The organism is Pedobacter ginsengisoli (genome assembly GCF_002736205.1).
GTDB lineage: Bacteria > Bacteroidota > Bacteroidia > Sphingobacteriales > Sphingobacteriaceae > Pedobacter > Pedobacter ginsengisoli_A.
In genome coordinates this window covers 3,244,894-3,269,325 of sequence record NZ_CP024091.1, presented here as the reverse complement: position 1 = coordinate 3,269,325, position 24,432 = coordinate 3,244,894, and the positions used below count along the sequence as shown (strand labels likewise).

At 40.0% G+C, this 24,432-nt stretch carries 17 protein-coding genes and 1 pseudogene; 7 read left to right on the top strand and 11 right to left on the bottom strand.

The window, feature by feature from the left end:
• Window positions 1–37 precede the first annotated feature (37 nt).
• Window positions 38–541, bottom strand: coding sequence for a hypothetical protein (locus tag CPT03_RS13470; RefSeq protein WP_099439333.1), 504 nt, complete (start codon window positions 539–541; stop codon window positions 38–40).
• A 276-nt stretch (window positions 542–817) separates the two neighbouring features.
• Between CPT03_RS13470 and CPT03_RS13465 the strand changes: the two genes are divergently transcribed.
• Window positions 818–1,234, top strand: a complete 417-nt coding sequence (locus CPT03_RS13465) for a DUF4369 domain-containing protein (protein WP_099439332.1) — start codon at window positions 818–820, stop codon at window positions 1,232–1,234.
• Window positions 1,235–1,272: 38 nt separating this feature from the next.
• Here CPT03_RS13465 and CPT03_RS13460 read toward each other — a convergent pair whose 3' ends face one another.
• From CPT03_RS13460 to CPT03_RS23130, 8 genes and pseudogenes are all read right to left on the bottom strand, one after another.
• Entirely contained in the window at window positions 1,273–3,459 is a 2,187-nt protein-coding gene (locus CPT03_RS13460) for an alpha-galactosidase (RefSeq protein WP_099439331.1), read from the bottom strand.
• 36 nt (window positions 3,460–3,495) lie between these two features.
• Entirely contained in the window at window positions 3,496–5,097 is a 1,602-nt protein-coding gene (locus CPT03_RS13455) for a solute:sodium symporter family transporter (protein WP_099439330.1), read from the bottom strand.
• A 10-nt stretch (window positions 5,098–5,107) separates the two neighbouring features.
• Window positions 5,108–6,124, bottom strand: a complete 1,017-nt coding sequence (locus CPT03_RS13450) for a GntR family transcriptional regulator (RefSeq protein ID WP_099439329.1) — start codon at window positions 6,122–6,124, stop codon at window positions 5,108–5,110.
• A 75-nt stretch (window positions 6,125–6,199) separates the two neighbouring features.
• Window positions 6,200–7,864: a RagB/SusD family nutrient uptake outer membrane protein gene (locus CPT03_RS13445; RefSeq protein ID WP_172954182.1), complete on the bottom strand. Its 1,665-nt coding sequence runs from the start codon at window positions 7,862–7,864 to the stop codon at window positions 6,200–6,202.
• A gap of 11 nt (window positions 7,865–7,875) precedes the next feature.
• Window positions 7,876–11,040, bottom strand: a complete 3,165-nt coding sequence (locus tag CPT03_RS13440; protein ID WP_099439327.1) for a SusC/RagA family TonB-linked outer membrane protein — start codon at window positions 11,038–11,040, stop codon at window positions 7,876–7,878.
• Window positions 11,041–11,252: 212 nt separating this feature from the next.
• On the bottom strand, window positions 11,253–13,337 hold the full coding sequence (locus CPT03_RS13435) for a hypothetical protein (protein WP_099439326.1): 2,085 nt from the start codon (window positions 13,335–13,337) through the stop codon (window positions 11,253–11,255).
• Window positions 13,338–13,354: 17 nt separating this feature from the next.
• Window positions 13,355–14,830, bottom strand: coding sequence for a hypothetical protein (locus CPT03_RS13430; protein WP_157766440.1), 1,476 nt, complete (start codon window positions 14,828–14,830; stop codon window positions 13,355–13,357).
• 722 nt (window positions 14,831–15,552) lie between these two features.
• A pseudogene (locus tag CPT03_RS23130) lies at window positions 15,553–15,813 on the bottom strand (transposase); the annotation flags it as partial.
• Between the two features lie 850 nt (window positions 15,814–16,663).
• On the opposite strand from CPT03_RS23130, the gene CPT03_RS13420 reads away from it, so the two are divergent.
• Window positions 16,664–19,525 (top strand): lantibiotic dehydratase, encoded by a 2,862-nt coding sequence (locus CPT03_RS13420; RefSeq protein WP_172954181.1) that lies wholly within the window; start codon window positions 16,664–16,666, stop codon window positions 19,523–19,525.
• A gap of 10 nt (window positions 19,526–19,535) precedes the next feature.
• Here the strand turns inward: CPT03_RS13420 and CPT03_RS13415 are convergent, their stop codons facing one another.
• On the bottom strand, window positions 19,536–20,261 hold the full coding sequence (locus CPT03_RS13415) for a LytR/AlgR family response regulator transcription factor (protein ID WP_099439322.1): 726 nt from the start codon (window positions 20,259–20,261) through the stop codon (window positions 19,536–19,538).
• The gene (locus CPT03_RS13410) at window positions 20,258–21,328 is read right to left on the bottom strand and encodes a sensor histidine kinase (RefSeq protein WP_099439321.1); all 1,071 of its coding nucleotides are present in this window, start codon (window positions 21,326–21,328) and stop codon (window positions 20,258–20,260) included. Before CPT03_RS13410 ends, CPT03_RS13415 begins: the two co-directional genes overlap by 4 nt.
• Window positions 21,329–21,435: 107 nt before the next feature.
• Between CPT03_RS13410 and CPT03_RS22810 the strand changes: the two genes are divergently transcribed.
• The 5 genes from CPT03_RS22810 (at window position 21,436) to CPT03_RS13390 (ending at window position 24,413) form a co-directional block, all read left to right on the top strand.
• Window positions 21,436–21,609 (top strand): hypothetical protein, encoded by a 174-nt coding sequence (locus CPT03_RS22810; protein ID WP_157766438.1) that lies wholly within the window; start codon window positions 21,436–21,438, stop codon window positions 21,607–21,609.
• Window positions 21,610–21,660: 51 nt separating this feature from the next.
• Window positions 21,661–22,230 carry a GNAT family N-acetyltransferase gene (locus tag CPT03_RS13405; RefSeq protein ID WP_099439320.1) on the top strand — a complete coding sequence of 190 codons (570 nt, stop codon included), beginning with the start codon at window positions 21,661–21,663 and terminating at the stop codon, window positions 22,228–22,230.
• Between the two features lie 139 nt (window positions 22,231–22,369).
• Window positions 22,370–23,260, top strand: coding sequence for a response regulator transcription factor (locus tag CPT03_RS13400; RefSeq protein WP_157766437.1), 891 nt, complete (start codon window positions 22,370–22,372; stop codon window positions 23,258–23,260).
• Window positions 23,241–23,852 (top strand): hypothetical protein, encoded by a 612-nt coding sequence (locus CPT03_RS13395; protein ID WP_099439318.1) that lies wholly within the window; start codon window positions 23,241–23,243, stop codon window positions 23,850–23,852. Before CPT03_RS13400 ends, CPT03_RS13395 begins: the two co-directional genes overlap by 20 nt.
• Before the next feature lie 102 nt (window positions 23,853–23,954).
• Window positions 23,955–24,413 (top strand): MauE/DoxX family redox-associated membrane protein, encoded by a 459-nt coding sequence (locus CPT03_RS13390; RefSeq protein ID WP_099439317.1) that lies wholly within the window; start codon window positions 23,955–23,957, stop codon window positions 24,411–24,413.
• The last annotated feature ends 19 nt before the right edge of the window (window positions 24,414–24,432 follow it).

Here is a 24,432-nt window from a genome sequence, read left to right as displayed (position 1 = left end):
AATGGCCTGAGCGGGCAAGGGGAATTCCAGTTCAGCGCTACCATAGCTGCTGGAGTTCGGTTTCATCAGGTGGGGAGATTTCTACTAACTGGCATTCACTGATGATCATCTCATTGATGGATGGACGAAATGGCGAGTCTTTCAGGTCAGGGTAAGCATGGATCACCGTTCTGAGTTTTTCTAACAGGCCAGTCTCTCCAGTTCCTCCCTGCTTCTGGTGAATCTGTGATTTGAGTTCGCCAATAAGGCTTTCGATCCTGTCAAAAGTTTTCTCACCATTTTGAGTTGCGGTGATTGTTTGATCGGCTATGACTTGATCAGGCAGCTGCTGTTCAGTAGCAGGAGGTTCAAGCGGTTGTAAAAAGGTATTTTTTTTACCCCTATAGCGTGCCCTGAGGTCTTGCCGATAAAACCGGATAACAATCCAGGTATAGTAAATAAATGTCAGGGCCAGGATTCCGCAGAGATACTGTGTCCAGGTAACGTGATTTAACATGTCTGTAATTTTAGTTTCCAATTTGTTGCCCCTATACAAGATCATTGACCTTGCAGTGAGCTGATGAAACAAAGATGGGCAAGGGGGAGAAATGCTGGGGATACATAAGAAATGCTGTATCCCTGTATCTGCTGTTGGTCAGGACTATAAATTACAGCGCTATTATAGTATTGCCTTGTGCGGGATAGCGAACTTCGCATAGCAATAAAAAAGAATGGGTCCCAGCTGTATATTTCGGAGAATACCCACCATGTGCGGGGAATGCATCAATAAGTTGTCCGCTGGTTCTTAGCAGACAACCTTTTAATTAACTTCAATATTATGAAGAAAATATTTGTAATTATTTGTTTGAGTACATCATCAAGCTTGGTATTTTCCCAGACGAATCTTGAAATAGTTGGCTCAACTACAGGAGTGAAAGACGGCACGGAGTTATCAATTTTAAAGGTGCAACCAAAATTTACCAAACCTTCATCACAACAAATTAAAGTTCTAGTGAATAATGGCAAATTTTATTTTTCTACGAAACAAGATGGAGCAGAATTTTATGCTTTCGAATTGCTAGGTAAAAAAGAAGGTTTTTTCCTTAGTCCTGGAAAAACTGAAATGTCGATTCCAAATCGCCTGATCAACGAGGCTGTTATCCTCCCCAAATTGTATACAGGATGTATCTATCTTAGCAGAATGTCAGTATATTCCAATAGTACCGGATCTTCAAGAATGGCATGGCTGCTATAAATGGACCAAATCGGTCATGAACAAGATCAAATGATATTTCAAATCGCGGTAAGTTTGATCACAACACTGGTTCTTCTGTTACCAACCTGGGGATTGAATCCTATATTCATCAAGAAGTCGCCGGAATAGATCTTAGTGCTATCTATCGGAGATTTGGTATCGGGATATAGATTAATTTCCTCTATTTTGTATCGCTTGTTCTCATCCAGACCTTTCAACACAATTGGAAGGGCTTGCTTCGTTGCATTCCTTGTGGCAATAAAATAGCTGAACACTATAGCCTGATCCTTGGCGTCATTAACATAGGAAATTGATGCCACATCATTTTGATAAGGATCCTGCAGCCTGTATTGTTGTCCGTGCCAAACGATATCCTTGAAATCATTATATACTTTTACCGCATTTTGGCTAAATAGGAGGTCAGTCTTGGATAGATGATGAACATTTACATCATAACCTAACTTGCCCATCATCGCTACATCGGTCTTAAATTTTATTGGTTGTGCCCCCATGTCAGTGACATGATTATCTATGGCAATGGAAGGGAAATAATAGGAATACTCCCACTGGATGAAAATTCTATCGAAAGCATTAGTATTGTCACTTGGCCAAAATTCAGTAAAATATTTAAGCGCAGCATAGTCTACCCTCGAACCGCCCCCGGCACATAACATCATAGGAACTTTAGGATATTTTTTTCTAATTCGTTCCAATATGTTGTTCAATCCACGTACATATTCGATATAAAAGTGATCTTGATTTTTTAAGGTAGGAGAGTGGGCGTTATAAATCAAAGAGTTGCAATCCCATTTAATAAAAGCAAGGCCTGGAACCTGAGTAAATGTTTCATCAATTACATTAAAGATATAGTTTTGCACGTTTTTGTTCGTCAAGTCCAATACCAATTGGTTTCTCATGTAATATTCTTTCCTATCTGGTTGTCTAATGATCCAATCTGGATGTTGCTCATACAATTCGCTTTTTGGATTTACCATTTCAGGTTCTAGCCAAATGCCAAACTTTATCCCGTTTGTTGTTGCTTCCTTGCCAATTGCACTAATGCCATTCTTCAATTTTTGCTTATTGACCTGCCAATCTCCCAAACCTGCATCTGCTCCATTTCTGGGATACTTATTTCCAAACCAGCCATCGTCCAATAGAAAAACATCAACTCCAAGTTTTTTGGTATCCTGAACAAGACTTTTCAACTTTTCATCATTAAAGTCAAAATAGGTAGTCTCCCAATTATTTAAGAGCGTAGATCGTGTGCCCTTACCTTCTAGCAATTGATATTTTCTAGCCCAATTTTGAAGGTTTCTGCTCGCCAATCCTGTTCCATGACTGGAATACGTATAAACAAAACGGGGCGTTGTGAAGGTCTCATCAGCTTTAAGGGTGTAATTTGAAGAAAAGTTGTTTATCCCAGCAGTAATTCTCAGGTAGTAATCATCAAAAGTCTCGAAATCTAACTTGAAATTACCCGTCCATTCTAATGAGCCAGCTATAATGTTGCCATTATCCTCTGCCGAAGGGGTATCAATCGCGATCATAAAAGATGATGAATGTAAGAGATTGGTACGTGTGCCCAGCTTAGAATCAAGTGTTCTAAGCCCATGAAGTAATTGCTGCTCTTCAGACCTCATTTCCTTCAAGGCAGTGCTGTATTGGTTTTTGAGGTAGAATTTTTTGCCACTTAAGGTAAGATTTGCTGATGCATACTTGTTGAGAACGATGCTCCTTTTTTCATGGTGTTTAATTTCGGCCCACTGCTCAATTACATCTTCATCAAAATAAGCCAGGTAATTTAGGGTTACTTGAAAGTTATATTTGGGGTCTTTTACTACAATTGAAGTTAACTTTCTATTGTTATCAATTTCAGTCACCTTTAAATCTTGAAAGGCCAGGACAGTAGACTTATTACCATCGGAGTGGGTAACACTCAATGCGGGCTCCAGCAGATTAATTGAGCCAGAAGCAACATAGGCTTCTCGTTTATTATACAAGTCATCTGATCCGGGCGTGTATTTATCGAGAGAGGGTATGGTCGCATATTCATCTTTGTTGGCAATTTTTTTGCCAAAATAGCTTGAAATTAAGGACTGATCAGCATCAACTGAGAATACAAGAATGTTTTTTTTTGTTTCAACCGTAATTTGCTTTTGTGCCATACTTGTTCCATAAACCATGATGATCAAGCAGGTGAAATTAAAATATTTTTTTGACATGTTAAGCGTGTTTTTATTGGTAGTTTTAGTATTCTATTAGATTTTTGCAATCCCTATTTTGGAAAACACTAAAAATAATAGGATCATAAATAATAATAAGAGCCCATTGATCCAATGTCGGTTTTTCCATGGCTTTAAATCGACCACTTGTTTGTTTTGTGCCTTATAGGGTGTTTGCATAGGAAATAGTCTTCCAATGGCTAGCATGATGGCACTAGTCATTACAAAAAGGATGAGTAATATGTGAAGGAAATGAATGCCGGTATCAAAAAAAACTTGTGTCAGGATATATCCTGCAAAGCAAAATGAAAGTCCAATTTTTGCTGCAATCGGCGGAACTTTTTTGGTTACAAAGCCAACAAACATGATGGTAAAGATGGGTATGCTGAACGCAGCATTCATCTTTTGCATAAAAGTGTAGAAATTGTCACTAGAGAAAATGATAAGAGGAGCGATGAACATAGCCAGTAAGGAGGCGAACATTTCAAAACGTCTTGATTTTTTTAACAGGTCATTTTCAGAAACGATGTTGTTCTTTTTTTCTTGAAAAGGTTTGTAAAGATTGAGTATAAACAGGGTGCTGGCGCTGTTTAGTGCTGGAGAAAAAGAAGTAATAGCCGCGCCGAAAATTACCGCTGCAATAAAGCCACTCAGAACAGGAGGCGATACATCGCTGACTACCCTGGAAAAGACCTCGGTGGTATTTGGTAGATTGTCGTACATATGTACAGCAATAATACCAGGCAAAATGAAAAGTAATGGTCCAAGTAGCTTCCCTGCACATGCAAGTGCAATGCCCTTCTGACTGGCCTCGAGATTCGACGAAGCGAGCGCTTGTTGAACGATCACCTGCTCTGTGCCCCAATAAAATAAATTTACTAGAATCATGCCTGTGAAAATCGTAGAGAATGGTACGGCATCTCTTGCAGTTCCTATAGCGTTAAGATGTTCTTTTTTTGAAGAAAGAATAGTATTTATCCCTTGTATTGAATCTCCATTTCCTACGTGCTTAAGTCCGAAATATGCAAGCAGGAGGGCACCTGTAAACATGAAAATACCCAATACTAAATCAGAAATTACAATGGCTTTTAGCCCCCCTAAAATCGAGTATAAACTGCCGACCAGACCGATGCACCAAACCAGTATCCAAATACTGCTTCCATAGCTAATGTCCCAGATATTTGAAAGATGGAACAGCCCATTGAGTGCAACAGCACCACTATAAAGTACTATGGGGAGTAGATTGATGACATAACTGATTAAAAATAAAAATGATACTAGTTTTTTTGTTCCGGAATCATATCTGTTTTCTAAGAAGTCAGGCGTAGTGGACATGGCTCCCCTCAGATATACAGGGATTACAAATTCAGATATGACCACCATTGCAAAGACCGAGCTCACTCCCCAGGCCATTACAGACATATTGTTGACATAAACGGATTCGCTGCTACCTACAAATTCCGCTGCACTAATATTTGTAAAAAATAAGGAGGTACCTACGGCCACAAAGCTTAAACTTCGGTCAGCTAAGAAAAGACCCGAAGAGGTCTTGATCTTATGTCTTCTGGTTTTGAGCCATGAAATCGCCCCGACAAGGAAAGTAATGACGATAAAGGTAATTAAGGCAATTACATTCATTCCTTTTGAATTAAAGTGATTTTCTTCTAATCAATATTGTGGGGATGATTTCCTGTACTTTTTCTTTCCTTAATATGGCCTGCGCTACTCGTTTGCCCATTAAGGAAAAGTCAGCAGAATAGGTAGTTAATCCGCCTCCAATGATTTCTTTAACAACTTCATCATTATGGGACAGAATACCTATGTCTTTGCCAAGTTCTAATTGTTTTATTTCACAATCTTTCATTATTTTCCAGATTTCTGAATTGTCCAGCGTAAAATAAACTTTCCCTTTTTCTACACTACCAGGTTTATATTCGTTTAATATCCTGTTTTTGATTTTAAAGTCTTTGGTGAATTTTTTGAAGGATTTTATGATTTCTACCGGATCCAGTGAGCCTGGTACATGAAAAAAGATCAGTTCGTTAAATTTCTTAATCGTCTCTGCAAGTTCTGCCAGTATTCTGTAGGTGGATTGCTCAAATTCTTGAGTGATGTAGTTAAACTCGTCATCTAAGTCTTCATAACGATCAAACATGATGAGTTTATTGATGGGCAGCAATTCCAGCAAATGCTTTGTTTTAGGATGGGGGATAGGTGAAATTACATAGACTCCGTATTTGCCTTTAATCATATGGAGCATGGTCTCGAATATAGTGATGTTACCATGATGAAAAAAAACGTCTATATGTACGTTAGGTCCTAACTCGTTTCGAAAGTTTCTATAGAACTGTTCTTGAAAAGAGTCAATCAGGTACATTAATAAGGCCACTCTGATCGTTTGTTCAGTGTGTTCATTCGCAACGAAATAGCCGTGTCTGTTTTTTGATTCTACTATTCCCCGGCCAATCAGTTCCCTGTAGCCTTTCATAATCGTTTCTCTTGCAAAGCCCAGTTTCTTTATAAGCACGTTTATAGAAGGAAGGGCTTCTCCTTTGGAGATGATTTTTTCATCGATTGCATTAATAATCCCTTGAACAAATTGTTCATGTTTGGAAAAAGATGGTATTTCTTCGAGTTCCTGAATCTTTTCAAAAATGGTGATCATATGGGCTGAGATAGGGAATAGTCGCTAAAATTAGAAAAAAGGGAATGACCCGCAAAGCGAATCATTCCCTTTTTTCTAATTTGTATAGTTTGGATTCTGAGTTAATTTTGTTCGGTTCATTTCACTTTTAGGTATCGGGAGTAAGTAATGTTCTGGCTTAAACATCCTTGTTTGCACCTGAACATAATTGTACGTTTTGCTGCCGTTACCATTTTTGGTAATGATTACTCCCATCAATGGTTTATTTTCAGTTACATTGGCAATTTTCCACCGGCGGACATCATAATAGCGATGCCCCTCTAAGCACAACTCAATCTGTCTTTCATTCCGGATTCTATTTTCAAGAGCCGTTCCTGAAAGGGTAGTAGGAAGCTTGTTTTTAATACCTGCCCTTTCCCTGATTAAATCTAAATACTCAATGGCTTTAGCATTATTTCCAAGATAAAACTGGGCTTCAGCATAATTCAGGTAGATCTCACTTAAGCGACTGATGACCCAGAATTTATTGGTTTGGGTTTCATCATTGAAATTATAGGTGGTATCGCAGTATTTTCTGAAAGTGTAACGGGTAACGCTATTGTTCCATTTGTCCCAACCTTGAGGTGAATCCAAACCGCCTTCATAAAACTCTGCAGCATTAGTACTGCCCACATTATACCGGTCTTTGCAGAATTCAGGCTTTCCAAATGGTCTTCCATCATAAACAATATCCTGGTAAAAGCGTGGATCCCGATTGGCATAAGGCTGCTGTGGATTATAGCCTGAGGCAGGGTCAGTGATCTCTTTTCCGTCTGCCATCCCAAATGAATTCACCAGGTTCTGGCTTGGCGCGAATGAGGCCCAGCCATGGAACCCACTAGGGGATAAAAACATTTCCACACCCTGGAAGGCGCTCCACATATACTGTTTATTCGTTAGCCTCACCATGATCAATTCAGAATTTTTAGTAGTAAAAAGATCAGCATAATTGCCTTTGAATAGCTGAAATGGTAAGTCAATTACGGCTTTTGCGGCATCGGAGGCTTTTGTCCATTTTGCCTGGTCATTTGTAGGATTCCATTGGGGACTGGCAGCATACAATAAGACTGTCGATTTTAATGCAAGAGCGGCTGCTGCAGTAACCCTTCCATAAGTCGTTGTGCCATTTTTAAGTAATCCTGCGGCTTTGTCCAGCTCGTCAGAAACGAAATTTGAGCACTCATCATAGGTGTTACGGCCCTTTTCAAAATCGCTGTTCAGATTAAATGGTTCTTTAATTAATGGAACACCACCATAATCTCTGATCAACTTAAAATAGGCATAGGCCCTTAAATAGGTCACCTCGCCTTTTAATCTGTCTCGCCTTGCCTGGTCACCTGGAACATTATCGATCTTTGATAGGAAGATGTTACAGTTTTGTATAATCCCAAATGTAGGCGCCCAGATGTCAAAATTACCAAGGTTATCAGGAGTAAGAGACCCTGAATTCATGACCGAGGCATTGTAATCGTCAAATTTGTTGTATGCTTCATCAGAAGCTGAGGATAAGGCCCATGTTCTGTTGGTGGTGTTATCCCAATTGTGTTCAGCGTTTGGTAATACGTTGTACAGATTATTTGTGAATGCTTCGGCAAGACTTAGGTCGTTCCATACCGATTGATCAGTATAGGAATCGAGTGGCGTTTTATTGAGCACATCCTTTTTGCATGCTGTTATCATCACACATAGGATATAACAGCAGATGAATATTTTATTTTTCATGTATGTCATTTTTATAAATTAACATTTAAACCGAACCTGAAAATGCGGGTCTGTGGGTAGTTGATCCCCGTAATGTTATTGGTCTCAGGGTCAACACCGTACTTCTTCATGCTGCCAAAAGTGAACATGTTGGTGGCTCCTGCGAATACCTTCACGGCCCCGATGCCGTATTTTTCAAAGGTATGTGTAGGTAAAGAATAAGATATTTCAACGGTTTTTAGGCGTAAAAATGCAGCATTTCTCAACCAGAAATCAGCAGATATTGAATTTCTTGGATCGGTAGAGTTAAAAGCTCTTGGATATTCAGCATTTGGATTCTCCGGCGTCCAACGTCCGTCATATAGGTATTGCGGAGGAGCGACCAAAGAGCCTTGTGACTGTGGCAATATCATCTGCTTTGCCATCGCTTGGCCAGACCATACCATATTTAAGGCAACGCCTTTATATTCAGCGCCCATTACAAGTCCGTACATGATTTTTGGTGTAGCTGATTCAGGAACCCTCACCATATCATCACTTGTAATATTGCCATCTCCACTTTTATCAATTAACCAGAGGTCCCCAGGTTTTGCGCCCGACATATGCGGTGAATTGTCTACTTCTGTCTGCGTATGATAAATGCCCTTTGTTTGGTACACTAGCCAAGAGTCAATTGCATAGCCTGTAGATTTTTGCCATTCAGGGATATTAGGTGATTCATCACGGAAAATAATCTTACTCTTGGTATAGGTAAAGTTGGCGCCGAAATTATACCTGAAATTATTTTTGGTTTCATTATAGTTGATAGAGAAATCAATACCCCTGTTCAGAGATTTGCCAATGTTTTCAGGGGGAAGGGATAACCCTGTATATTGCGGTACTGAAGCATTACGCTGGGCCAGAATATCTCTTCTTAAGAATCGGAAGGCATCAAAAGTAACATTTAGCCTATTTGAAAGGAAAGCAGCGTCAAATCCGATGTTTCTGGTGTCCTGCTTTTCCCAGGTAATATTGGGATTTGGTGTTGCGGAAAGATATAGGTTTTTTACCTCTGTATAGTTCTCTCCAAAGTAGGTGTAATAAATGGGGTTGTTTACCAACTGGTATCGGGTCACATATAAATACTGGGCCACCGCATCATTTCCCATTAAGCCCCAAGAAGCACGGAATTTTAACTGATCTACCCCCTTAATGTTGTCTTTAAAGAAAGCTTCTTCAGAAATTTTCCAGCCCAGAGAGATGGCCGGGAACAAGCCCCATCTTTTATCGGTTGGAAAATTGAATGAGCCATTGTGCCGAAATGAAGCTTCAGCAAGATATTTATTCTTAAAGGCATAAGAAGCCCTTCCCAAATAGCTTTCACGACCATCTTGAGAAGCGGAACCAGTGGCATTCTGATCCACAGTACTTCCAGTAAAAAGTTGGTCAAGCTGATTGCTCAACAAATCTCTGCGGTAAGCATAAGTGTCATTCCAATTGCTTGTTGTTTGTTCCACACCGGCAAATGCATTGATGCTATGGTCCCCGAATTTTTGATCATAAGCCAACTTCAGGAAATAGGTGTTCTGATTGGTCAATTGGGCATCTTGAGCAAGACTTAAAATACTGGTACTGCTTCTTTGGTTACTATAAGTATTACTTGTCGCATCGTAGGTATAGGCATCCCAGGGCTGTCGAAATGTTTTACGTTCAACGTATTTGTAATCAAATGCCGCATAGCCGTTTAGGGAGAGTCCTTTAACAAGGTATGGAAGCTTCAGGTCAAATCCAAGTGTAGGATTTACAGTGTAATAATTTGTGCGGTCATAGCCAGGCAGTGAAGAAGTCATAATTGCCGGGTTTCGGCCATTCGATACACCTGCATTTGCAGATCCGTTGGGCCAGTAGACGGGTAAGAAAGGGTACATACTTACCGCTTCATGTAAAGTTTGGCCCAATGAGACCACTGGGTTATTCTTGTTTTCTTTACGAGCGGCGATATCCAGATTAACTTTCAAATTTGGAGAAATGTTAGCATCAATGTTGGAACGGATATTAAATTGCTTAAATCGCTGGTCGCTATTTCTCAAGTTGCTTTGTTGGTCGAGTGTTTGTGCAGAAAAATAATATTTTACCTGCTCCCCACCACCTTGTACAGAAAGAGAATGGTTGTTTAGTGGTGCGTTTTTCCTGAATACAGCATCCATCCAGTCGGTACTGGTATAGTTAGGATCATTCCCTGCCTTATATTTATCAATTTCACTTTGGGCATAAGGAGCAGTATTCCCCTGATTAAGGTTTAGTTCATTAAAATATGTCATGTATTCCCAGGCATTAACACGGTGGGTAAACTTTGTTAATTGCTGGATGCTGTATGATCCGTCATAATGGATAGCTGCCTTTCCTGTTTTCCCTCTTTTAGTAGTTATCAAGATGACTCCATTTGCAGATCTAACGCCATAGATAGCAGCGGAAGCATCTTTCAAGATCGTGACATTCTCAATATCATCCGGATTAAGCCGGTTCAAATCCCTGTCTGGAATTCCATCCACTACAACAAGAGGACTGGTACCCCCGCCAAATGAGTTCAGTCCCCTGATCAATAGGTTAGCACCATCGGCACCGGGCTCTCCGGAACGGTTACTGACGATTAAGCCTGGTACACGCCCAGCCAGAGAATTGGATACCGAAGGGGAGGCATTTTGCAACACTGCTTCACCCTTTACAGTGCTAACAGCGCCGACAACATCTCCTTTTTTCTGTGTGCCATAGCCAACCACCACGACTTCGCTTAGGTCAGAATTCTTACTCGTTAAAACAACATTGATGCTAGTTGAGTTGCCAACTTGTTGTTCGTGGATATTATAACCAACATAACTGAACACTAGTGTAGCCTGATCATTGGGGACACTGATGGTATAATTTCCGTTGGTGTCCGTCTGAGTACCACCGGTTGTACCCTTTATTCTCACACTTACACCTGGCAAAGGCAATCCTTTTTCGTCTGTTACCTTACCTTTTATATTAATAATGTTTATCGGATTATCCAGAGCCGGTCTACGTATTTCCAGCTCAGTATTCATACTGGCTTTAATGGTGTATTTGGCATTTGCCTGCCTGCAAACAGCTAAAATGCTCAGTGCAGTCAATGGCAATGCGAGTAATGGTTTGGGAAATTGAAGCCATAGCGGTAGCTTGGCTTTTGATTTTAATTTCATACTTTTGAAAAGTTTGGGTTAAAAAATTATGTCGATTACTCAATGGGCTGATGTTAACCCGGGCTTTTGCCGGACAGTGCTAGGAACACTTTCCGGCTTTATATGCGGGCTAACCGACTGTTTTTTATTCTCGTATCTTTCTGCTCATAGTTCGTTTGGTTTGGTTTATAATTTGGTTAGTTATTTGATTTAAGCTAGTCAGGAAGGTTTCTTTATTTGCGCTGATTGCCTTCTTTTCTTCCTAATTTTATGGGTATGGTTTCCCCATTTTTGATCGTGTATGTATGACTGCCCCTCGCTTCTAATACTGTGATACGTATGCTTCCGTTCTTTAGCCGTCCGACCTGCAAATCGAAAACAGTATCAAATGCTTTGATGTTCCGAAGCTTCATCTGTTCCCATTTTTTTGGTAATCTGGGTGTACAGTTAAAAGTATTGAATCCAGTGGGTCTCATGCCAAATAAACCCTCGATAAATACCCTGCAATACAAACCACTTTCGGCCGAAAGATGTCTTTGACTGCCTTCAGGGTAAGCTTCAACAGGATAGGGGACATGCTCTCCCAATAATCTTCGGCGTGAGTAATAATGAAGGAATTCCATTGCTTTGTCTGTCGCGCCAGCTTGCAATACACCGCGAAGACCATATAAAGTAGATCGGTCCCAAAAGGTTTCCTTACCAGCCTCAGTTGCCAACCCGTCAGCGGTCCAGAGTTGGGGCGAAAATAAAGCGTCGATAGTTCCCTTGCTGCGGTTGTAAATTCCCATTGCAAGTGGCATGCTGATCCAGGCCCGAAGGGTATTGTTGGTTTCATAGTATTTATACGTATCGAAACCTGCAACATTAGCCCCAAAATATTTCTCAATATTAAGCTTGAGCCTATTTGCTTGTGATGTATATTCATCAATCTGATGCTGAGGTAAATGTAACTGCTTGGCTAGTAAAGCTGCCGAGACAAGCGCATCATAATATAAACAATTGGTAGAAAGGTTGGCTTTGCCAGAAGGAAACCTTCCTTCTAATTCATCACTTTGAGATTCAACTACTCCCTGGTCATTGATGTGTTTGCGGGAATACTCCAAACACCAGCTTATCAGCGGCCATAGGACCTTGGCTGAATCAGCTTTTCCATAAGTAAGTGCAAATCTGGATGCACCATAGGCGATCATAGCCTGGTCCCCCCGGTCACCGGCACCATTCCACACCGCGTCTCCTTCGGCAACAATGGAGCTAGGTAAAGGGGTGTATTGGGGGGTCATATAAGTTCCAAATAAGCGATAACTATTCATCGCTGACAAAATGCCGATGCTGTCTCCGGAAAAAGCAAAATAAGGATTGATATACTCAGCCTGATCGTTTGCCCATATTGCGGCATAATATTCCAGCCCTCCGGGGCCGTGAAGGTATCCACGTTTGGTTTTAAAAATACTTTCTGTTGCGCGGATTTTTGCAAAAGCGAAGGCGGTGTTTAAAATCGTATCTGGTGTTTCTAATTGCAAAGGGGATAAGATTTCGCCAATGCGTTTAGCTCTTTTTTGTTCTTCTATTACCGGATCGATAGGGAATGACATTTCCGGATAATCTGTAGCAAAATAACAAATGGCATAAACTGTAGATTGGCCAGACTCCAGGGTACGGCTACCTTCATTAATCGTTTTCATTACGACAGTATGCGGTGATGACTTGCTTCGCGAAGTATCTGTCGTAACTGAACGGTTTAATTTCTCCATCAACACCGTTACAGGTTTGGTACCCGTGTTGGTGAAAACAAATTTTTCAATGGCCAGTGGTCTATCCACAGAAGGGAAGAAGCTGCGTTCAATTTTTACTTCATCTGATTTTCCTGCAGTAGCCATGATGCGCATGATGCCATTATGGTTGATGCTTTTGGAAACAAAAGCATAGCTACCCTTTTGTTCCCTCTTGGATATATCAGTTTTCAGAAGGCTATTGTTGATATAAATCTGCGGCAATTCATTATCCTGAAAAGTATAAGTAATATGACTTCTGGTTTCATCAGGCAACATTCGAAAGGTCGGAAAAACCACCTTACGGATGATCCTGGTGATGCCGGTTGTATCAACACGATAATCGAGCCAGAGGGAAACTTTTTCGCCAGACATTTCGATGTGATCCGAATGTGGCAGGTTTTCGTTTGTTTGCCAGGTGATGCTTCCATTTGGCTGAATGGCCCATCTGTCTTTTTGCACAGGTTTGACTGTTTGCTGACCATATATTGTCAAGCTAACAATTAAAAGCACTGGAGTCAGGAAGGCTTTCTTTTTCAGGGAATTCATAGAATATTTATGATTTATTATGGTTTTACATTAACGGTTATTTGCTTTCCGGGCTTTACCTCTGCCAGTACCCAGCTCATCACTTTTCCTTGGGCATTTGTCTCTTTTTTTGAGGCCTGAGCAATACCGTTTATAATTGCATGAGGATAATTTCCCATAAAAAGGGCTTTCCATTTAATGGACTTTTTCCCAGAATTGCAGATGATAGTTTGACGTTCATTATTGTGAGTCACTTTGATTATGGTTTGCAACACCGGTAAACTATTAAGAGAAGCTGAGCCCTTGCTGTTACTTCTAAATAATGTACTAATTGTATTTGTTTGTGCATCCGGAGATATGCCCATTAAGCCTTGTACAATACCATCTATGACCCCGAAAGAAACCTCCGGATATTCTCTTCTGGGAGTCGTCGGATCAGAAAGGTAAAGAAGGTATCGCCTCGCTTGATCCCACTCCCCATTTTTATAGAACAAATACGGGAAATAGGAAGTGGTTTCTACATTACTTACAGCCGAAGCAATTTGTTTCATATGACGCTTGATTCGAGAGGTGTCTTTCAATGCGTCGAACCACAGTAGATAAGGCACCGGGCCATCCTTTACGAATTTACCCTCACTACTGTAGTAAAGATAATAGTGGCCTTGATTTTTATTCCACCAATCTGCCTCCAGCCGCTCCCGGTAATGATCTGCTTTCATGGCGTATAATTTAGCTTCTTTATGCTGTCCCTTGTAAGAAAGTATGTCTGAGTAGGTCTGTAGGCCCCGATAGATGGCGGCAATGAGATCAATCCCCGTCTTCATATTTGGTATTCCCTCAGAATACGAAGGGAGCCCCCGACAACTATGAAAATAATCGTTCTCGTTATACGGGATTGGAGTATGAAGATGTGCTGGTCTTGTCAGGAGGGAATCAGCAGAAAGCACCCAGGTGTCAATATATTCCTTAACCGTTTTTTTCTGGAAAAGGACAAAAGACGGATGATTGAGGTAATACTTGTTTCCCGTCCATTTGTACAGACGCCAGGTCGCAAAAAGGACATCAAAATTTGCGGGTAAATTGTACCAGAATTCTTTATCATTCCTATAATCTTCAGGTGCAGGCCTGCCATGTTTATTGATTTCCCAATAAGAACACCAATTTTTAGCTGCTGATATGTTCTGGGCGAATAACGTAAACATATTTAGGTTCTCTCTGCCCATCCCCAGTATTTCAGCGCCAATGCATTGATGTGACGCATCACGCATACAAAATGCATATCGTGAAGGGAGTGCTGCTTCATACCATGGCCCGGCAGGATCAGTATCTGCTCCCCTATAATTTAGGGCCGTTTCCTTGGCCCAGTTAAAAGCACGTTCTAGATCTTTGTCAGATGAAGTAAAATTAACCGCTACAACCTGTGCGGAGGCAAAGGAAAAACCATAAAATGCGATTGTCAAAAGGATCAATCTGTATCGCGATAAAATCACGGTATCAAAATAGCAGTTTCTCATTCTTCTTTATTTACAATTTATTTTAACTATAAGTGATCCGAGAAAAGGCCTTGCGCTCAATTTGATATACGTCCTTTTGGGAGTAAATAAAAAAGGGGGTTCATCTAGTCTAATCTGGTCTATTATACAATACTAAAAATTTACTTTCGTATCTGCAAATTTTTTTTATCGGATTTAACCTAGAGTGTAAGCTAACCCCCTTGGTTCCGTAATTAAACTTGTCCTATTCTTAATTTATTTGTGGTTTGTGGGCTTTGCTTTGTTGTTCTTGAGGTAAAACGGGCATTGCCTAACAAGAGGGAATAGCAATCGGAAGACAGTAATTGTAAAATAGTGGCAATTTGTAACCGGAATATTTTGTGTGTGATCTTGACAATTATAGTTAGTGGTGTTTTTTTTGTAATTAGAAAATTTATTTCCTTTTACAAAAGTAAACCTGTATCGTACCGACTGTAAAGATAGAGGGATAATGCCATATTCAATTTTCCTATCATTCCCGTTAAGCCAGATCATCCTTCTTATTTGATAACGGTGGATGGATTGCTGTCGGCAGGATTTGGATTTTGCAAGTCTTCCACATTGTTGTCACCTGGGGTTAGCGGCCCACCACCGGTATCGGGAACGAGTGGTGGCAATGGGTTAGTCCCAGGAACACCCTTAGAGCTACTAATTTTAATGCGTGAACTGGTTTGTAGCCAATCCCCCAAGAGACAAGTAGCGATATCGTGATCCGGATGTTGATTACCGCTTATAAAACGAAAAGCTACAGAATTATAGGTGGAACTTTCCAATTTGCTTGAACTAAAAACACCTGTAGAATAGCCGTAAAACAATAACCTAAGCAATAATTTCGGATTATAGGCAACACTCCCGCCACTTTTATATTGACCATAAACATTCTTGAAGTCTAGCTGATCAACTATCTCGACTACAAAGCGTGCCAAATGATCTTCTGGAAGCCAATCTGATAAATCATGAGGCATTAATAAGCCCTGTTCCCGCACCGCTCCCTTTGAAGTGTTTCATCTCTTCAAGATAAGCCTTTGAGCATGCAGTTCTGCTAAATTATTTCAAAAGAAGTCCGACAGGCTCCTAGGTTAATCCAGATATGCAGTACCAACGATTTAAACTTCAGCGAAATCTCCTATGTCATTCAAATTAAGAAAAACAGCTTGTATCATTCCGAAATTTGATTCCTAAATACTGAGTACAGGTAAAACACTTCATAGAAAAATAGAGACAAATGACTAATAGAATCTGGCTACAAATAGCTATCAAAAGCCTCTTTATACCACTGGTTCTGGAAGGGGCGAATAAATATACCCCAAAAGAAAACAAATAGATAAGCAAAGCCAAAATTACGACTATTAGAAGATTGGGGCCTTCAGGATCATCGAAAAAGAAAAACAGCATCCTGGAACAAAATAGGGCCACTATCGCTAATATGATTAACGAAGTCTTTTTCGAATTAAAATACGGATTTGAGGTGTTATTGCTCATTTCTATAAAAATAAGCATTTTTCATCCATAAAATTTTCTGAAGTATATTGAAAGGAAGGAGAAACCATAGTGCTTTCCTTTCATCTTTTCTTGTAAACCTCTCTTATAACAGCCAAAATCACTTCTAAATGTTCTAGTGGACTCCCAGAAACCCCGGTTTTTACATCTTTTTTAGTTATTATATCAAGTGCTCAGAAATTTATATTAAGCAGCTAGTTGATAGGGATAAGATTGATGATTTTGACTTTTATTTAAGCTTAATTGCTTGTTTTTCAGTATCTTGAGTGTTTTTATTGAATATTTCATTTGCATATTTGACGTATGATAAGTCAAATGAAATATTCGTTTTATCCCAAATTGTTGGTCAGAACACCTGCAAGGCCATATTCTCATTTCAGCCCTGAGCACCTTCGGGAGGCACTCAGGGATAAAGATTTTCAACAGGCATTGCTCATGGCCAGCACAGACTTGTATAACGCGTTGAAAAAAAACGGGTTTGTCTATGAATTATTGACTACTGAACATCGTGTGGCTGTTTTCAAATATTACAACAGGATGTCTTATAGGGCAACACCATTTGGCGCATTTGCATCTGTATCTATGTTAAGCTGGGGTCAACAAAACAGACTTTTGGTGCGCAGCACAAAGTCGTTTTTGATGACTTTCCAAAATTTTGGAGGGGCTGATCCTATTCATGCGTTGACGGAGGAAACACTTATTTATGCAAATCCGTCCGTTTATAAGCTTGGAAATCAATTCCGTTATTTATTTCGTCAACGTAGCTTCGGTAAAGGAAGGTCAACCTTTAAGCTAATGAAGGTCTATAAATCAAGGCTGCTTGCCAGACTATTAAAATTCCTTAAGCAACCAAGCAATTATAAGGAGGTGTTTAATTTTCTGACTGACTGTCTTCAAGAGAATGACAGATCAGCTTTAATCATTAAATTAATCAAAGCGCAAGTTTTATATCATTCCGCATTACCACGTATTACAGGATGCTTTTTGCAAACGAGATCAGATCAAGTTATCACCAATCAGGAATTCTACTCAATCGCTTTTCATAAGCAACAAGGAAGCCTTCCCTGTGGTCATCAAGATGACATCCTGGAAGGATTGAAGGTGCTTGACAGATTAGCAGTTAGTCAGGAAGGGACATTGTCACAATTTGCTGAAAAATTCATGAAAAGATTTGAAAATACCGAGGTCCCGTTGCTACTGGCCTTAGATCCTCAGTACGGAATAAGTTATCTGGGAACGGAGAAATCAGGTATAGAAGACGACGATTTAATGCGTTTTTCTGATGGAAATCAGCGTATTTATGAAAAAAACTGGACGGAGGTAAGCGCTTTGCTTCTACAGAAGATGTCCGATCCTGATAATAGGGGGCCTGTCTCCATTTCAGAAGATGACATTAATAGGTTACCAGCTGACAACGTAAAACACTTCCCACCTTCTTTATGGATTATGTTCCAACAATCCGGGCCTTATCTATTTATTGAAAATGCCGGAGGTAATAGTGCAGTGAGCATCTCAGGTAGGTTTTCTCATCATCCGCAAATTCTCGATGAACTTAGAGTGATCACTGCACTGGAACAAGCAAAAAATCCTGAGGTCGTCTTTGCAGAGATAGCCGCTATGGATGATTCTGTCTCAGACAACATCAATAGCAGGGGACATCTCAGGGATTTTGAAATTCCGGTGCTGGTGCATTCTGGTTTGCCACAAAAGCGAATAATTTCACTTAGTGATCTGCATATTAAAGTGGTGGCCGGGCAAGTAATCATGCGTTCTAAACGATTGAATAAAATTGTTGTTCCCAGATTGGCGAGTGCATATAATTACAAACTTAGTAATCTGCCTTTGTTAAGGTTTCTCGGAGACTTACAATACCAGCATCTGAAATGTGATTTTTCATTTGATCCTGAATTTTATTTACCCGGTTTAAGATATTATCCTAGAGTAATGTATAAAAACATCATTTTATCTGCTGCAAAATGGATTTGGGATAAAAATGTCATAAATGATTTTGCAGATTCTGCGCATGGTCTTGCTAGCTTTCATAAGATGGCTTCTTCTACCCAGCTGGTTAGATGGTTTGCCTTAACCAGCTATGACCGCCAGTTAGTGTTTGATCTTAATTGTGAAGAATCGATCTGGTACTTTCTACAAATCATAAAAAATCAATCACAGGTTATACTCAGAGAATTCTTTCTACCAGGAGATAGTTCCAAAGTTTATGACCTTAAGGGGAATATTTATCTTGGTCAGTACATTGCCTTCCTAATGAATGAGGAATCCTCATACCAGCCGCAGATTCCCATGCAGGCGGATGTAGTGAGAAATGTTAAAACAGCATTCTTTCCTGGTGAGGAGTGGTTATATTTTAAGATATATGCGCATCCAGAGACGGTAAATCTGCTTTTGAGTAAGGATTCTTTATATAGGATTTTGCAGCGGTTTCGAAAAAGAAATGCAATTTATTGCTGGTTTTTTGTCCGATATGCTGATCCGGACCATCACCTTCGTTTAAGGATGAGGACGAATGCACTTTTTGCGTCCGAGATTGCAGCCGCCATCAACCGCATGATCAAAAGGCTCTTTAAAAATGGATTGATTGCTGATTTTATAATTGCTAGTTATCAGCCTGAGCTTGAGCGTTATGGGTTCGCCGGGATGGAGAAGGTCGAAGGGATATTTGAGCTGAGTAGTGATGCTGTACTTAGTTTTCATCAGGTTGCGAATACTTTGGAGGACCGTATCTGTTTTGCATTTAGCTCTGTTGCACAGATTTTGTCTGCAATACTTCCTGCTTTGAATGAAAGGTTGGCCTTTTCAGAGAATATGCGTAAAGCAATGATGAGAACAGCAGAAAAGCAAGTAAAGCTGGATAACTACTACCGGAAGAAAAGACATCAACTGGAGCTTGCGGTAAAGCATCCTGAAAAATATTTTGGCTGTCCCGTTGCCAGTGAAATTCGAAAGCTGCAGGAAAAATGTAAAGCGATAACAGACACAAAGCTGCTCGTTTCTCAGGACCGTTATAATCGTTTTGTTTCAGATCTGATCCATATGCATCTGAACAGAATAAACGCCGCAGGCTCACCAGAATTCGACCGGAACGTGTACTATTTGCTCAGAAAATACTACTATTCTCTAAATGGCAGAGAAAAACAACTTTCTCTCAATATGGGATAGTTTTTAGTTACTATTTACCACCGATTGTATTGGCGTTCAGATAGGCGTGAAAGCTGGTTTTATAGCTTGGGCCAACGGTGAACCTTTCACCATTACTCATGGTGATCCTATTGCCCTCTACTACCTCCAGGAATGTAGTATTGATAACAAAAGACCGGTTTATCCTGATCAGATTAGTTCCCCCTAATTTTGATTCTGCTTCCTTAAGGGAGAGATAAATGATTTTTGGAGTTTCACTGATAATGGTATAAATCTTTATGTAATTTAGCATGGCTTCAATGTAGGTGATTTTATCACTCATTATCCTAATGATTTTACCTTTTACATTGGCTTTAAAAAACAGCGGCATAGAGGCTATAGGAGTTTCTGCTTTAGTAATTTTTTTACATACTTTTTGGACGGTAATAAGAAACCTTTCAAAGGAAAAGGGCTTTAGCAGATAATCAACGGCATTAACGCCAAATGCATCAAGGGCATACTGTTCGTGTGCGGAAGTAAATACCACCTGAACTTTGCTGCTGGTAAGTTTTGCAAGTACCAGCCCAGAGAGTTCTGGCATATCAATGTCTAAAAAAGCGATATCAGGTGGTTGGTTGCCTGAAAGAATTTCCAGAGCCTCTAATGGATTTTCATGGCTTCCGGCAAGCCTTAGGCTTGGTGTTTTTTGGATATAGGAACGCAGAGTGTCCAATGCATGTACTTCGTCATCTACAATTATGGCCTTGTATTGTCTCATGATAATTGAATGTTAAGAGTAAGTTTATAGCTAGATTCTGAGTCAGCGATATCTAATTGGTAACGATTCGAATAGGCTCTGGTTAATCTCTTCTTTGTATTTTTCAGACCAATGCCATGCCCTATTGGGGATACAAATTTTCGTTTATGATTTAGAATTTTGATTATGAGTGTCGTATCACTGATAGTGCAATGAAATTCAGCAGGGTTGGTCCGGTCTTTAAGATCGGCATATTTTAAGAGGTTTTCTGCAAGGGTAACGAGTACAAGAGGAATGATTTCAAGCTCAGCAGGGTTGCCCTGAATTGAGAAGTCTATATACGCACGACCTGCTGATTTTAAGGTGCTGATCTCAAAGATATCACTGATATGCTGGATTTCCTCTTTGAGTTTTACTTTCCCTCCAGAAGGCGTATTTAAACTATAACGCATGATACTGGAAAGACGAAGGATAGTGTCACCCGCATCTTTATTCAGGTCCTGAATACTATTGTAAAGGTAATTTAAGGTGTTGAAAAGAAAATGGGAGTTGATCTGTGACTTCAGGAATGCATTTTCAATGCTGATAAATTCACGTTTTGCAATCTCGCGATCTGCCAGATCCTTCAGCCTTCCTTGTTCAAGCAAGGCAACCTGTCTTTGTTTTCGGTTGGAGGTGATGTGAAGCCAGTAAGCGAAACTCAGTCCCGAAACATATATAAATCTCCAGATTGTATCCCTTAGAAAGCGGTTAAAATCTTCATAAGGCCTGGTGGTGGGAATCTCAAATTCGACATAGGCCTGTGAAAGTAAGTACTTAAGCAGTAAAAAGACAGAGAATTCCAGAACTATGAGCAGTATGCTGGCAGCCATCCGTTGCAAGGCTGTAGAGAAGGAACTGGCACAGGCAAGGAGGAGGTGCGCATTGCCGTAAAACAGGCAAAGATTAACTAGTAAATGCCAGAATGCATCCCAGAAATTGATCCAATCACCACTGTAGGCATAGAGCATTCCGGCTTCATACAAAAAATAGGCGGCAATAAAAGCAATATGCCTGCCGATTATCTTCAGACGTACTGTAAATTTCATAATAGGTTGATCACTACAATTTATGGTTTTTATATAAAAAAGAAGTATCGTGGTATAATAAAATTCTTTGAGTTGACCCTTTGCGCTAATTTTTCAAAAAAAAAGTTATGGAAACTCGAAACAAAAAAAAGCTGGTTATTGAACCAGAGGTGGTTTTTGAAATAAAAAATACTTACCAGAATGATCCTCCTGATGATCCAACGACTAGTCTAGCTACGACGACTTTTACACATCTATTTACTTTCGGTGGGCATTACCATCAAAAGGATGTTCGTAAGTAAAAAGTCCAAATTGGTATAATGTGTATCTTGGGTGTTTTATTGAATTAAGATATGGTAATCAGCAATGAGGATCGAATTCGGGTAACTGAAATTTTAGCAAATGCTTTTAAAGACAATAAAAGTGTAAACTATATTGTCAAGCAAGATAGAAAGCGTTTGTCAAGAATAAAGTTATTGATGGAGTACGCCTATTTCATGTGCAACACTTATGGCAGAGTGATTTTGTCCGAAGATAAAAATGCATGTGCACTGGTGCTGTTTCCCGATAAGAAGAGCGTTACCTTAAAAGGGATTTACTGGGATGTAAAACTCGTTTTTAAAGTAATAGGTCTCTCTAATTTACCCAAAGTGCTTAAGCGGGAGGCCTTAATAAAAAAACAGCATCCCCAATTGCCATTTTATTACCTCTGGTTTATTGGTGTAGACCCTTTAGCGGCTGGGCGGGGTTTAGGCAGTGTATTATTACAGGAATTAACTAACGAAGCTGAGGTCATGGGCTTGCCTTTTTACCTGGAAACTTCTACGGTTGAGAATATTCCCTGGTATCAGAAATTCGGCCTTCATGTCTATCATACACAGGATATTGGTTACACTTTATACTTCTTAAAATACCTCACATAGCGTTCGTCAAATAAGACATTCCAATCATTGCCTAATCATCCTCCCTATGTTAGTCTTTAATTCTGAAATGCACCTGATCACTTTTGTGTTCTTGATTCTTGAGCTCATGATTTTCAGTGTACAGTTATACCTCTACTTAATGTACCCTGATGATAAGCGCCGTGTGGGCTATTTGGTATTATTAATCTTGCTGATGCACTATAACCTCAGTGGTGCTCTTTTTCCAGATCCCAGGATTCATTTTATTTCTGTTTCCTTACAGAATAAGTTAGCCTATGGCTCGGGATTTTTAATGGCGGCTTATTTTCCTTTCTATTTTTATAGGTCGTTTAATTTGACTGTGTTGAAATTTCATGCATTATATGGGGCACCATTGTTTTTGCTCTTGCCTTATCTGATATTTTTTGTGTTCATGTATCCGTTATCAGGTGACCTGAAATTTGCAATTAGTTATGGATTGATCATTCCGTGTTTTTATTCGCCTGTATTGCTGTTTTCCATGTTCAGGGCAGTACGTAAAAAATACACTTCAGTAGTGTCGGTTCGAAAGCCTTACGCTGGATTGGAAATGCATATGATTTGCTGGGCGGTTTCTCCCTGGATTTTCATGTGTCTATTTGCCTATCTAAATGTTATCCAGTGGGTGGAGGTCATCTTTACCAACACAGGATTTGTGGTTAATGGCCTGTTGTTCCTGCACAAATCAGGTCGGTTTGAACGATTGGAAAAAATGCGGTTGATGAAAAAGGATGCAATGGACGAACGGCAGCAAAACGATTTCAAACAAACCTGTCTTGATATTGGCTTGAGTTCCCGTGAGACGGAAATTGCCCAAATGCTTTGTCTTGGGAAGACATATAAGTGGATCGGGGAGCTATTGCACATATCAGTTCGGACGGTGGATGCACATGTGCAGCGGATTTTTTATAAAACCGGTGCCAGGAATAAGATTGAATTGCAACAATTTTTGGGTTTTGAGATCAAGGTTTTTTCTTTTAATCAGTGTTACTATGAAACGGATCTCGGATAGTTCTTTTAATCAACTGATAGAGGTATTAGATACCTTTATCGTGATCAGTTTAAGGTTAAAAATTGCGTTAAAGGAGCTGCTTTGTGAGGCGACTTATGACAAAGGTTGCACGATATTGAATTTCGGGGAAAAACAGGAAATAGTTTGGTTCTTACTGGATGGCCTGCTGAGGGAAATCAGGATGAATAAACTGACTTTGAAGAAAAATACGACTTGGTTTTGGCTGCCACATCATTTTGTATATACCGATCCCGGATTCTTTAGTCAGCAGGTTAGCGAACGGGCGATCGAGGTAACTGACTATAGTAAGACTGTTTTTATCAGTTATTTCCAATGGGTTACTTTAAAAGAGGATTTTAAAGAAGTGGAGGTAATCATGGAACGGATTAGGGGTGAGCATCACCGGTTAAGAACAGAACATGCTTTGGATATGAACAACCTGAGCGTCCAGGAGCGATATCTGGACAAAGAACAAGTTCTGAATTACCTGTTTGCCCGGACACAGTTGAATTACATCGCTGACTTTATGGGTATGGCTCCGGATACCCTAGGGAGGTTGAGAACCAGACATCTGGGTAAAAGAAAATACTGAAGATGATGCTTCTGGCCGATCGCTATCGGTTTTTTTACCGATTGGTATCGGGTTTTTAATTAGGCTCAGTGTTGAACTTAGTATTACTCAATCCTCCCTACGATGAAAGAAAAAATTATCACCACTGGCTCTTCCGGTCAACTAGGAAAATCGCTTACGATCAGCTTTTTGGTTTTTGAAATAATTGCTTACCTGTTCATTTTGCTGTTTGTGTATGCGGCCTGGAGTAAGATTGGAGATTTCGGTTCATTCAGCAAAGCCTTTATTCATTCTGACTATATCGGCCAACACAGTAAGTTACTGGCAATAGCGATCCTGGTGGCAGAGATCGGGATCAGCATATTGCTGATCATCCCGGCCACCAGGAGGATGGGCCTGCTAGCCGCACTTTTGTTGCTACTGCTGTTTACAGGTTATCTGGTTCTAATGTTTTTGAAGGGTAATGAAATGCCTTGTGGCTGTGGGGGAATCATCAGCTCCATGAGCTGGTCCCAGCATCTTTGGTTCAATAGCGGATGCATCCTTGTGGCCTTATTCGCCCTGCTCCTTAATAAAAAATAGAAGAATTTACGCGCGTGAA